This window comes from Pseudoxanthobacter sp. M-2, assembly GCF_046156265.1.
GTDB lineage: Bacteria > Pseudomonadota > Alphaproteobacteria > Rhizobiales > Segnochrobactraceae > CAMDHY01.
The window spans coordinates 177,170-189,653 of record NZ_JAWDIR010000022.1; the positions used below are offsets into that span (position 1 = coordinate 177,170).

Here is a 12,484-nt window from a genome sequence, read left to right on the forward strand (position 1 = left end):
GGGCCGGCGTCCAGCACGCCGGCCCGTCCGCTGCGACCGCCCTTCCCCCGACGCCCCACAAAATCGCCGTCTGCCCGTGTCTTCGTGGCCATGCGGAGGAACAGGCGGAGTGATGTGGGAGGACGCCGTCGGATGACGACGAGGCGGAACGTACTGGCTGCCGGCCTCGGCGGCGCGATGGCGGCGCTGCTGCCGCTCCGGCCGGCGCGAGCGCAGACGGCCGGCGCACAGGCTGCCGCCCCCGGCGTGCGCACCATCCCGTCCAGCGGCGAGACGATCGCCGCCGTCGGGCTCGGCACCTGGATCACCTTCAATGTCGGCAACGACCCGGTGCTGCGGGCCGAGTGCGCCGAGGTGATGGCCGCCTTCTTCGCGGGCGGCGGCCAGATGATCGATTCCTCGCCGATGTACGGCTCCTCGCAGCCGGTGGTGGGCGACGGGCTCCAGCGCCTCGGCCGGCCGGAGGCGCTGTTCTCCGCCGACAAGGTGTGGACCTCCGACGGCAGCGCCGGCCCCGCCCAGATCGAGCAGTCGCGAGAGCTCTGGCGCGTGCCGGCCTTCGACCTCGTGCAGGTCCACAACCTCCTCGCCTGGCAGCCGCACCTGCGGACGCTCGCCGACATGAAGGCGGACGGCCGCCTGCGCTATCTCGGCATCACCACGTCGGAAGGCCGCCGCCACGACCTCTTCGAGGAGATCATGCGCACCGAGCGGCTCGACTTCGTGCAGCTCTCCTACAACATCGTCGACCGCGCGGCCGAGGAGCGCCTTTTGCCGCTGGCGCAGGACCGCGGCATCGCCGTCATCGTCAACCGGCCCTTCCGCCAGGGCGCCCTGACGCGCCGCCTCGAACGCGAGCCCCTGCCCGGCTGGGCGGCCGAGATCGGCGCCGAGACATGGGCGCAGGCGATCCTGAAGTTCATCCTCTCCCACCCGGCCGTCACCACCGCCATTCCGGCGACGACGCGGGTCGACCACGTGCGCGAGAACCTCGCGGCGAGCGCCGGCCCGCTGCCGGATGCGAGCCTTCGCGCCCGCATGGCCGCCGACGTCGCGGCGCTCTGAGCGCCCATGTCGGAGTGGTGGAGCTACCGTCCGGAAGACTTCCTGCTGTTCTCGCCGCGGGTCTACTGGCGCCTGTTCGAGCTCCACAACGCCGCCTGGTGGCCTGCGCAGCTCGCCACGGCGGCCCTTCTCGCCATCCTCATCTGGCTCGCCGCCGCGCGACCGGCCGGCCAGGCCAGGCTCATCGCCGCCGGCCTCGCCCTCGCATGGGCCTTCACCGGCTGGTCCTTCGTCTGGAGCCGCTACGCCACCATCAACTGGGCGGCCGAATACCTGGCCCCGCTCTTCGCCATCGAGGCCGTGCTCCTCGTGCTGGCGGCCAGTTTAGGCGGACTGCGCAGCGGACAGCGCGACGTCGCCACTGTGGCCGGCTGGCTCCTGGTCGCCATCGCAGCCGCCCAACCCTTCTTGGCACCCTGGGCCGGACGCGGCTGGCCCGCTGCGGAAGTCTTCGCTATCGCCCCCGATCCCACCGCCATCGCCACCCTCGGCCTGCTGCTGGTCCTGCGCGGCCCGATGACGTGGGTGCTCGTGCCGATCCCGCTCGTGTGGTGCGCGCTGAGCGCCCTCACCTTGTGGACGATGGGCGAGCCCGTCGCGGCCTCGCTGCCGCTGGCCGCCTGCCTGCTCCCCGTGACCGCCCTCCTCGCCACCGCGGTTCGCGCCGTCGCGGCGGGTCGCCCGCCCCGCCCCTGAGCGCGCCGACCGGCCGTTGATCGCGGCTTCAAGTAATGATGATACTGCAGAACAAGAACCGAGAGCGGGGCAGCAGATACGCCCTGCCGGAGCAGATATCGATTGGGGGAGTTCGTGATGCGCGGCCAGGCTGCTGTCGACCGGGGTCATCCGGCGATCGTTCTTCTCGTGGCGTTCCTGAGCCTGATAGCCCCCTCGCTCACGGCGATGGCGGCGCAGCCGCTCGGCGAGTTCCGGACGTTCGAGGCGATGAAGGGCGGCGCCGGCCCGCAGGGCATCGCCCTCGCGCCCGACGGCGCCCTGTGGTTCACCGACCGCAGCGCCAACAAGATCGGCCGCATCACCACCACCGGCGAGATCACGCAGTTCGCTGTGCCGACCGCCGTGTCGGTGCCCTTCGCGATCGCCCTCGGGCCGGACGGCGCGATGTGGTTCACCGAGCTGTGGGGCAACAAGATCGGCCGCATCACCATGGCCGGCGAGATCACCGAGTTCGTTGTCCCGACCGCTGGTTCGGCGCCGCGCGGGATCGCGGCCGGCCCCGACGGCGCGATGTGGTTCACCGAGCAGTTCGGCAACAAGATCGGCCGGATCACCATGACCGGCGAGATCACCGAATATGCGGTGCCCACCGAAGGGGCCGCGCCCCGCGGCATCGCCGCCGGCCCGGATGGGGCGATGTGGTTCACCGAGGTCAAGGCCAACCGGATCGGCCGGATCTCCACGGCCGGAGAAATCACGGAATACGAGATGCCGACCGAAGGGGCCGCCCCGGAGGGGATCGCGGCAGGCCCGGACGGCGCCCTGTGGTTCACCCAGGGCAAGGGCAACAACATCGGGCGGATCACCACGGCCGGCGAGATCACCGAGTACGCCGTGCCGACCGAGGCCGCCTCGCCGGAGGGGATCGCGGCGGGGCCTGACGGGGCGATGTGGTTCACCCAGTTCGCCGGCAACAAGATCGGCCGCATCGCGCCCGACGGCACGATCACCGAGTTCCCGGTGCAGCCGGCCGGGGCGGTCCTCGAGGGCATCGCCGCCGGCCCGGACGGGGCGATGTGGTTCGTCGAGCGGAGCGCCAACACCATCGGGCGCATCACCGCGAGCGGTGAGGTCACGCAGTTCCCCGTGCCACCTGCCGGTGCCGTGCCGCTCAACATCGCGGCCGGTCCCGACGGGGCGATGTGGTTCACCGAGTACGTCGGCAACCAGGTCGCCCGCATCACCATGGATGGCGTGGTGACCGGCTACGCCCTTCCCGGCGCCGGCGCCATCCCGCTCGGCATCGCCGCCGGTCCGGATGGGGCCATGTGGTTCGCGGCGATGCGGGCGAACAGGATCGGCCGCATCAACATGGCCGGCGAGTTGAGCGACTTCCGCGTGCCCACCCCCGGCGCGGCCCCGGCGCGCATCGCCGCCGGCCCGGACGGGGCGATGTGGTTCACGCAGTCGGAAGCCAACAAGATCGGCCGCGTCACCATGGACGGCGCGTTCAGCGAGTACGACATCCCGACGGCGGGCTCGCTCCCCTGGGGCATTGCCGCCGGCCCCGACGGGGCGATGTGGTTCGTCGAATGGCGCGGCAACAAGATCGGCCGCATCGCCATGGACGGCACGATCACCGAGTACGCGATCCCGACCGAGGGCGCCGTCCTGCAGGACATCACGACGGGGCCGGACGGGGCCATGTGGTTCACCCAGCGCGCCGGCAACAAGATCGGCCGCATCACCATGGACGGCACCATCACCGAATTTCCCGTGCCGACCGCAGGCGCCGCTCCGCGCGGCATCGCCGCCGGCCCCGACGGCGCGCTGTGGTTCGCCGAATGGGGCGGCCACAAGATCGGCCGCATCACGGTGGACGGCACCATCACCGAGTACCCGACCCCCACCGCGGCCTCCGCCCCCCAGGGCATCGCTGCCGGCCCGGACGGCGCGATGTGGTTCACCGAGCACGCCACGTCCCGCATCGTCTCGATCGGCACGGGCCGGTAGAAGGCGACGTGATCCGGCCAGGCCGTCGCGCGGCAGACTAGCTGCCGCGCACCGCACGGCGTGTAAAATACAACCATATACAACCCTTCGTGCGTGCTCTAAGGACGTTCAAGGACGTTTCCTGGGAGGAGCACATGCGATCTTTCGGTATCGGGCTTGCGTTAGTGGCTGGCCTCTTCAGCGCCACGGCGGCGGAAGCGGCCAGCCGCAAATGTGAAACCAAGGACTATGCCGGCCCTTGGCTGGTCACGGCCGGCGATGCCATCTGCACCGTGGAGATCAATGCGAAAGGCCGCATTACCTCGAAGAAGCAGTGCTTCTACGGCCGGACCGACCGCCCGATCAGCATCAAGGGCGAGCTCAAGATCAGCAACGGCCGGCCTTGCGCGGTAGACGGCAACTTCCGGGTCAAGGGCGGCAAGGATGTGCTGTTCGACCGCTACCGCGTCATCGCGGCCGGAACCGACGGCATGCTGATCCAGGGCTTCCTGAAGAACGGCAAGGTCGTCGAGGGGTTCACCTTGAACCGCATGTCGCCGGAGGCGGCGCAATGACGGCACGCGCTCTCGGCACGAAGCTGCTGCTCGTCGCGGCCGCCGTCGCGATTTCGACGCCGGTGAGCGCCGCATGCTCGATGTGGAAAGAAAAACCGGTCCTGGCCCTCATTGCGTTCGGTACACCGCACAGGACCGCGCATCTCAGCTGCCTTGGGACGGCAACCCTGGTCTCGGTTACGCCCGCCATGTTCATGTCCGAGATCAGATTTGGCCCCGAGCAGGAATCTCGCGGGCCCTTGTACAGATGTGTCACCCAGGACGGCGTCCAGCTCTCCGGCGTGATCAAGGCGCGGTTCGTCAGGGCCCCCGATCATTGCGACATCCGGTTCCTGACGGATCAGACGCACTTCCTGGCTCCAGGGCAGAGCCGGAAATCCGTACAGTCCTCCGCCGACGGCGGGTATCTGACGCCGATCGTCACGGGCTACAACTCCGTGGATGGCGCTGATTACGATGTCTTCTGGGTCGTCACTCTGGTCGGTTGGCGTGAACCGGCGGCGCAGTGAGTTCACGTCGGGCGCGGTGCTAGCCTAGCTGCCGCGGCCGGCCCTGCCGGCCGCCTCGGCGCGCGTCTCGCCGGGCGTCCGCCCGAAGCGCTTCTTGTAGTGGCGGCAGAACTGCGACTGGTCGGAGAAGCCGTGGCTCTGGGCGACCATCGCCAGCGAGCTGCGCCGGCGCGGATCGCGCAGGGCACCGTCGGCCTCGGCGAGCCGCTGCTCGATCGTCCAGCGCCCCATTGTCGTGCCGGCGGCGGAAAACAGCCGGTGCAGGTAGCGCACCGACAGGCCGCACTCGGCGGCGATCAGCGCCGGCGAAAGGTCGGGCTCGGCGAGGCGCCGGCGGATCGCCGCCTTGATGCGCCGGAGGTGCGCCGCCGCCACCGTGCTCTCGCCGCTCTCGGTGTCGCGGCCGCCTTCGGTTAGCGCCAACGCCAGGAGTTCCATGAGCTGCCGCGCCACCACCGGCGCCCGCTCAGGGTCGAGGCCGTCGGCATTCGCCATCGCCGAGCGCGCGAAGTCTATGAACAGCCCTGCAAAGCCCTCCGGCCGGCCGATCGTGCGGCCCTGGAAGGCGCGTCCACGCGGCAGGAACCCGTCCAGCAGCGATTCCGGCAGGCGCAGGACGAGGAGCTCATTGTCGCCCGGCTGGTGGAGCTCGTAGGGCAGGTCACCGCGCTCGGTCAGGAAGCACTGCGCCGGGCAGTGGGCGTGCGCCGCCTCCTGCTCGAAGAACAGGTCGCCCCGGAGGGGGATCGTCACGAGGTGGTAGCCCTCGGCGTGGGCGGCGATCTGCAGCGGCCGGCGCCGGTAGGTGACGGGCGTCGAGACGATGCGCGACAGTGAGATGGCTCCCACCGGCTGCACCGAGAGGCGCCCGCGGAAGTCCTGTCCGCCGGCGGAGCGCACTTCCTGCAGATAGTAGGTCGCCGAGATCGCCCGCTCCCACTCCCGCTCGGCGGCACCGCCCGTTCCCCGCGTGACGATCTCGTTCGGCATGGCGTGCTCCAGATCTCCGTCCCGTCACGACGAACCCAGTCTGGAAGGAAAGCAAGAAGCATTCCCGCGCCGGCGTCGCCCCGCCGGGAGTCGTACGCCGCCGCGAGGGCACCCGCTGACAAAAGCCCGTGCAGTCTGCGCCAAGCCGCCGGCGGCGACGGATGCTGAGATCGCCCGGCAAAAAAGCCTCGCGGGGAGCCGTCCGATGTCCATGAGCTCTGAGACCATCGTCGATGCCGGCAAGGGCATCCGCTTCAAGCGCAACACCAGCGACATCATCCCGGTGCTCGATTTCAGCCCGATGCTGTCGAGCGACCCGGAAATCCGCAAGCAGATCGCCCCGGCGCTCCGCAAGGCGTGCACCGACGTCGGCTTCTTCTACCTCGTCAACCACGGCATCCCCGACGCCGTCATCCGCCGCGCCTACCAGGCGATGCAGCGCTACTTCGCGCTGCCGGCGGCCGAGAAGATGAAGCGCCACTACATGTCGACGCCCAACCACCGCGGCTATGTGGGCAACGGCGACATCAACGCCGACCACGAGCTCAAGGGCAACGACATGCACGAGGCCTTCGAGGCCGCGCACGACCTGCCCGAGGACGATCCGGACTATCTGAAGGGCATCAAGTTCTACGGTCCGAACCAGTGGCCGGACGCGCCGCCGGAGTTCGCCTCGGCGCTCGGCACCTATTTCGACACCCAGCTCGAGTTCGGCAAGACGATGCTGCGCGCCTTCGCGCTCGCCCTCGAGCTGCCCGAGACCTACTTCGACGCGATGTACACCAAGCCGATGTCGCGGATGCGGGCCTGTTACTACCCGCCCCAGCAGCCGGACTGGGACCTCTCCAAGATCGGCATCGGCGCCCATCGCGACTACGAGCTGTTCACCACCGTCTGGCAGTCGCCGCAGCCCGGCCTGCAGGTGAAGGGCGTTGGCGGCGACTGGGTGGAGGTGACGCCGATCGACGGCACCTTCGTCATCAACCTCGGCAACCTGATGCAGCGCTGGAGCAACGACGTCTTCCTGTCGCGGCCGCACCGGGTGGTGAACCTCACGACCGAGCACCGCTACTCGATCGTGCAGTTCTTCGGCGTCGACTATGACGCCACCCTCGACGCCTTCCCGACGTGCGTCACGGAAGAGCGCCCCGCCCGCTATCCGCCGATCTCGTGCGGGAAGAACACCGAGGATCAGGTCGCCCAGACCTACTACAAGAAATAGCCGGCGCCGGCGCCGGCCGCGCGCCACCGTCGCTTCCCTTCCCCACCGGCCGCCGCGCGCCGCGCGCCCGCCCCGGAGTGCATCATGGGTCTCTTCAGCCTCGACGGCCGCACCGCGCTCGTCACCGGCGGCAGCCGCGGCATCGGTGCTGCAATCGTCGCGCTGTTCGCCGAACATGGCGCCAAGGTCGGCTTCTGCCACTATCGCGACGACGAGAACGCCGCGGCGCTGGCCACCACGCTGTCGGAGAAGGGCCACACGGTCGTCCACACCGCCTGCGACGTCGCCCTCGAGGAAGACGTCGCGGCGCTGGCGTCCTGGGCGGCTGAGGCGCTCGGCCCTGTCGACATCCTCGTCAACTGCGCCGGCATCGGCGACGACGTGCCGTTCGAGAAGATCTCGCTTGCCGCCTTCGACCGGATGATCGGCGTCCACCTGCGCGGCACCTTCATGGTGAGCCAAGCCTTCTATCCGGGGATGGTCGAGCGCGGCTATGGGCGGATCATCAACCTCGCCTCGCAGCTCGCCTACAAGGGCGGCGTCAACGTCGCGCACTACTGCGCCGCCAAGGGCGGCATTGTCAGCCTGACGCGCGCGCTCGGCCAGGAGGCCGCGCCGAAGGGCGTCCTGGTCAACGCCATCGCGCCGGGCCCGATCGACACCGACATGCTGCGCGGCTTCAGCGAGGACTGGAAGGCCTGGAAACAGACGCAGCTGCCGATCGGCCGCTTCGGCCACGTCGACGAGGTCGCCCCCACGGCGCTGCTGCTGGCCTCGAAGGCGGGCTCCAACTATGTCGGCCAGACGCTCTCGCCGAACGGCGGCGACGTCTTCCTCTGACGGGTGGCGCCGCCCGCGGGCCGCGCCCTCGAAGCCCGCCGAGGCCCCGCTACTGCGGCGGCGGCGGCGGCGGTGAGGCCTGCGGGTCGTCCTCCGGAGGGGGCTCGGGGTAGGGCGGCTCGGGATAGGGTGGCTCGTCGTCTCCCGCTCCGCCACCGCCGAAGCAGGCCCAGTAGTCCGCCCCCGTCGTTTCGCGGACGCAGGCGGTGACCGACGAGAGCTCGTCCTCGTAGTCGTACTGCATGTAGGGCGCGATCAGGTAGCGGACGCTGTCGTCCTCGGAGTTGCCGAAGCGGTCGAGCGTGCCGGCGAGTTCCGGGCTCACCATCAGGATCGCGTCGAGCAGTTCGTTGCCCTTCAGGAAGTTGTCCGGCAGCTGGTCGAACGGGCCATCGAGGTAGTTGTTGACGCCCGTCGCGCCAGCATTGACTCCGACCAGAATCTGCCGGGGCGCCATCCGGTCGGCATAGAAGGCAAAGCCCGTGCGACGGCCGAGCGTCAGACGGTCGGAGACGGGCGAGGCGATGAACTCGTCCGGCGTCCGCACCGTCTCGTCGAGGACGAACAGGAACTGACGCTCCTCCGGCCGGAAGACGAGGAAGAAGCGGATGCCGGATTCGTCGAACACCGGCCCGAGATAGCGCTCCCCCGGCAGCAGCACTCCCTCCGGTGGCACCACGTCGGAGAGGTCGTTCAGGCGGAACAGCACGCTGCGGCCCTCGAACGTCACCCGGTACGCGAGCGGGCCGACCTTCGTGACCGTCACGCCGTCTTCGGCGCCCCACACCTTGGTGTAGTCGGTCTCGTCGTGCTGCCAGGCGGTGAAGTCCTTGTAGTAGGTCATGTGGATCTTGCCGAGGTCGCGCGTCTCGGCGTCGAGCCTGAGGTTGCCCGCCCACCGGATGCCACCGTCGGTGAAGCCGAAATAGAAGTAGTTCTCCGTCGGATAGACCATCACCTCGTCCGGGAGGCTCGCCAGCACGAAACGCAGCACGGAGGCCATGTCGGTGACGTCGAGACGCGACGGGGCCGTCACCTCCTCGACGTAGCGCTGGTTGGTCTCGAGCCGCGGCACATCTGCCGCCGCCACCAGCGGGGCATCTCCGAGGAACGCTCCGGCGAGGGCGAGCGCCCCCGCGAGAGACATCGCCAGCGACGAGGCGCGGGATCCCGCCACGCGCCGCGCCACCACCGTCAGGCCCGTCGCACGGCCGGTGGAGCCGCGCGCGGCGGGAAGGCAAGCAGCCGCCATCGGCCCGACCCTCATCCCTTTTCCGATCGGTTCTTGTTGTGACGCCCGCCGTCACCCTGCTGCTTCGGCGGCTTCTGCTGCTGATGCTGCTTCGCGGGCTTCTCCTGCTTTGGCTGCTTCTGCTGCTGCTGCTTCTGCTGCTGCTGCTGTTGCTGCTTCTTCGGCTTGTCGGGCTTCGCCTGCTGCTGCTGCGAGCGGGAGCGACTGTGGCCCTGGTTTGCGTCCTCGCGCTGCTGCGAACGCGAACGGCTGTGAGAAGGCTTGGCGTTGTCGCGCTTGTCGGACTGCGCCTTGCTGTGCTTCGGCTTCTCCTGCTGCTGCGAGCGCGAGCGGCTGTGTGCGGGCTTGGCGTTGTCCCGCTTGTCCGACTGCGCCTTGCTGTGCTTCGGCTTCTCCTGCTGCTGCGAGCGCGTGCGGCTGTGCGCGGGCTTGGCGTCGTCCCGCTTGTCCGACTGCGCGCGGCTGTGCTTCGCCGGCTCCTTCTGCTGCGAGCGCGTGCGGCTGTGCCCCTTGGCGTCGTCGCGCTTGTCCGACTGCGCCCGGCTGTGGCGCGGACCGTCGTTCTTGCGCTGCGACTCCGCCCGGTTGTGCACCGCCGGCTGCTTGTGCGAGCGGTCGCGGTCGTGGTGCTGCTTCTGCGAGCGGTCCCTCGTGTGGTGCTGGTTCAGCGAGCGCTGGCGATTGTGGTCGTTGTTCTGCGAGCGCTGGCGATCGTGGTCGCGCGATCGCTTGGTATCGTGACCGTTGCGCAAGGTCTCCTGGCGGCTGTGCCACGACCGATCCTTCGCGTGCCAGGAGCGATCCTTCGCGTGCCACGACCTGTCGCGGCCGTGCCAGGAGCGATCTCGGCTGTGCCAGGACTGGCGGCGGTCGTGCCAGGAGCTCTGCTTGTAGTGCCACGAGCGGTCCTTGCCGTGCCAGGAGCGCGCCCGCGTGTGCCAGCTGAGGTTCCGGCTGTGCCACGAACGATTGTTGAAGTGCCACGAGCCGTTCTTCCAGTGCCACGAGCGATCGCGCCAGTGCCACGACCGGTTGCGCGAGTGCCAGGAGCGGTCGCGCGAGTGCCACGAGCCGTTCTTCCAGTGCCAGGACTGGTCGCGCTGGTGCCAGGAGCGGTTGCGGTAGTGCCAGGACTGGTCGCGCGAGTGCCACGACCAGCTGCGCTCGTGCCACGAGCGGTTGACGTTGTGCATCGGCGAGGCATTGCGCTGGTGCGTCATGTCGCGCTGGTGCACCGCCGGCGGTGGCAGCGGCGCCGCCAGAACCGGCGGCGGCACGATGATCTCCGCCGGCTGCACGGCGACGACGCAGCGCTGGAAGACGTCGATGTCTCCGGCGAACGTCGCCTGGTTGCGGTCGGAGCCGATCGGCCCGCCACTCGTGTCGAGGGCGACGTCGGAATCGATCATGTAGGAGGCCTGCGGCCCATCGGCGGGCGTCACTGGCCCCGCGGGCGCCGGCACGGCATAGGCCGCCTCCGGCCCGAGCTCCTGCAGGAGGCCCTCGGGCGTGCCCTGCAGGCCGTCGACGAAACCGGTGTCCTCCAGAACGCCCGTCGAGGGATCGAGGCAGGCGCCGCGCGGCGAGCAGAGGTTGTCGCCGGTCGCCCAGACGAAGCCGTTCTGCCGCGACAGATCCTCGACGCCGGCATCGGTGTAGCCGTAGCCGAAGTCGCAGCCGCCACCGGCGCTGGCGCGCAGCCGCGGCGAACCGTGGTCCTGGCGCTCGTAGAAGCCGACATCGTAGCGCCCGGCGGGCAGCCAGACGCCATCGTCGCCGAGTTCGTAGCGCAGCACCCGCGATTCGTGCGGGCTGGCGAAGGCGTCCTCGGCACCGAGGCCGAGATTGCGCACGCCGCCGCGCTCGGCGAGCAGCATGACGCGGCGGTCGCCGCAGGCGGCGAACTCGATGTCGGACACAGGGCGGCTGTTCTCCGCCATCGCTCCGGCGCCGGGGTCGTCACCGAAGAAGGCCGGCACGAAGAACTCGCGCCGCACGCTCGTCGGGTCGAAGCCGCCGCTTGCGTCGAGCCGCACCGACCAGACGCTGTTGTACTGCTCGTCGTCGACGCTCTCCCACTCGGGATTGCCGAAGCCGTCGCTGCCCCACACCGCGTAGAACAGCCGGCTCTCGCCGCCGTTCGCACCCGGCCGGACCGCGAGACCCCAGATGCGGCGGCGGAAATCGGCGAAGTTCCAGCACGCCGGCGTCCGTTCGAACGGCCCGGCGGCACAATCACCGACCCGCGCGGCGCTGGCGCGGTCGAAGGCGATCGCCGGCAGCGACAGCGCCTCGCCGGTCTCCGCGTCGAGGAAGCCCCGCCGCCCCTCGACGCCGTGGTCGTAGCGGCCGAGCTCGCTGCCGTCCTCCGCCGACAGGCGGTGGATCATGCCGGTCTCGAGGTCGGAGACGTAGAGCTGCCGCGTCTGCGGGTCGTAGGCGATGTTACCGAGCGCCGCGCCGGTGTTGCGGCGGCCGTCCAGCGTGATCTCGGCGAAGTACTCCGGCACGTAGCCGGTGTCGGCCGGCAGCCGGTAGATCGTGCCCGGGCCGGACTCCGGCCCCCACATCCCGGCCATCCAGTCGCGCGTGCCGGGCTCGAGGTGCAGGCCGTAGGCGGAGGTCGCCGTCACGAAGATGTTGGGCTCCGCCGCGTCGTCGATGGCGATGCCGAAGATCTGGCCGACGTCGGCCGCCGTCGCCGGCGCCCGCTGCGGCACCGACAGCACGTGCTGGCCGACCGGCGGCTCGCCGATGGCGCGCAGGTCGAAGATGCTGCCGACGACGCCGTCGAGATTGATCGCCGGGAAGCCGCCACCCGGCCCCTCCCGCGTCACCGTGCCGGAGAAGCGGGTGTGGTAGGCCTCGCCCGCCTCCAGCGGCGGACCGCCCGGCTCGGGTGCCGGCGGCCCCTCCGCGGTCGCCTCGGCCGGCGCCGCACCATAGTCCGGCGGTGGCGTGCCGGTGGCGTCGTAGTCCGGCGGCGGCGGTGGTTCGTCGAAGCCGGCGCCCGGGTCGATGTCGTCTGGCGGAGGCGGCGGCGGGATATAGTCCGGGGGCGGCGGCGGCGCGTCCGGCGGCGCATCGGGAGAGGCGTCGGTTGCGGCGGGGCCGCCCGTCGTCCCCTGCGCCATCGCGGCGGGCATGGGGCAGACCGAGAGGGCCGCTGTCGCGAGCAGCGCCAGCATCAGGGCCAGCGGTCGGCACAGGGGCGCCCGTGCCGACGATCGCACGGTGGTCGGCTCCGGCCTCGACCGCGCGGCGGTCGTGAGGTAGCTCGGCATCGGCGGTCCTCCCGAGACGGCCGACGGTCCGCGAAGTGGTGACGCGGACCGTTCCGGTCCGTTCTTCTCTCGCCCCC

General features: G+C 70.3%; 10 protein-coding genes. 7 read left to right on the plus strand and 3 right to left on the minus strand.

The genetic code is table 11. From position 1 onward, the window contains the following. Nucleotides 1–132 precede the first annotated feature (132 nt). The 5 genes from RUR49_RS12580 (at nt 133) to RUR49_RS12600 (ending at nt 4,819) form a co-directional block, all read left to right on the plus strand. A complete protein-coding gene (locus tag RUR49_RS12580) occupies nt 133–1,065 on the plus strand; it encodes an aldo/keto reductase (protein WP_409146725.1) in 933 nt (310 codons plus the stop codon). A gap of 6 nt (nt 1,066–1,071) precedes the next feature. Beyond that, complete coding sequence (locus tag RUR49_RS12585) at nt 1,072–1,761, plus strand: DUF6064 family protein (protein WP_409146726.1); 690 nt, start codon at nt 1,072–1,074, stop codon at nt 1,759–1,761. A gap of 117 nt (nt 1,762–1,878) precedes the next feature. After that, nucleotides 1,879–3,756, plus strand: a complete 1,878-nt coding sequence (locus tag RUR49_RS12590; protein WP_409146727.1) for a hypothetical protein — start codon at nt 1,879–1,881, stop codon at nt 3,754–3,756. 134 nt (nt 3,757–3,890) lie between these two features. After that, on the plus strand, nt 3,891–4,310 hold the full coding sequence (locus tag RUR49_RS12595) for a hypothetical protein (RefSeq protein WP_409146728.1): 420 nt from the start codon (nt 3,891–3,893) through the stop codon (nt 4,308–4,310). Next, nucleotides 4,307–4,819 carry a hypothetical protein gene (locus RUR49_RS12600; RefSeq protein ID WP_409146729.1) on the plus strand — a complete coding sequence of 171 codons (513 nt, stop codon included), beginning with the start codon at nt 4,307–4,309 and terminating at the stop codon, nt 4,817–4,819. The genes RUR49_RS12595 and RUR49_RS12600 overlap by 4 nt, the downstream gene beginning before the upstream one ends. A gap of 24 nt (nt 4,820–4,843) precedes the next feature. On the opposite strand, the gene RUR49_RS12605 is transcribed toward RUR49_RS12600, so the two are convergent. Next, nucleotides 4,844–5,809 carry an AraC family transcriptional regulator gene (locus RUR49_RS12605; RefSeq protein WP_409146730.1) on the minus strand — a complete coding sequence of 322 codons (966 nt, stop codon included), beginning with the start codon at nt 5,807–5,809 and terminating at the stop codon, nt 4,844–4,846. Nucleotides 5,810–6,014: 205 nt separating this feature from the next. On the opposite strand from RUR49_RS12605, the gene RUR49_RS12610 reads away from it, so the two are divergent. Further along, nucleotides 6,015–7,031, plus strand: coding sequence for an isopenicillin N synthase family dioxygenase (locus RUR49_RS12610; protein ID WP_409146731.1), 1,017 nt, complete (start codon nt 6,015–6,017; stop codon nt 7,029–7,031). An 84-nt stretch (nt 7,032–7,115) separates the two neighbouring features. Further along, nucleotides 7,116–7,871 (plus strand): SDR family NAD(P)-dependent oxidoreductase, encoded by a 756-nt coding sequence (locus RUR49_RS12615; protein WP_409146732.1) that lies wholly within the window; start codon nt 7,116–7,118, stop codon nt 7,869–7,871. Nucleotides 7,872–7,920: 49 nt separating this feature from the next. On the opposite strand, the gene RUR49_RS12620 is transcribed toward RUR49_RS12615, so the two are convergent. Further along, nucleotides 7,921–9,123 (minus strand): hypothetical protein, encoded by a 1,203-nt coding sequence (locus RUR49_RS12620; RefSeq protein ID WP_409146733.1) that lies wholly within the window; start codon nt 9,121–9,123, stop codon nt 7,921–7,923. A gap of 11 nt (nt 9,124–9,134) precedes the next feature. Then, complete coding sequence (locus RUR49_RS12625; RefSeq protein WP_409146734.1) at nt 9,135–12,407, minus strand: hypothetical protein; 3,273 nt, start codon at nt 12,405–12,407, stop codon at nt 9,135–9,137. Nucleotides 12,408–12,484: the final 77 nt, after the last annotated feature.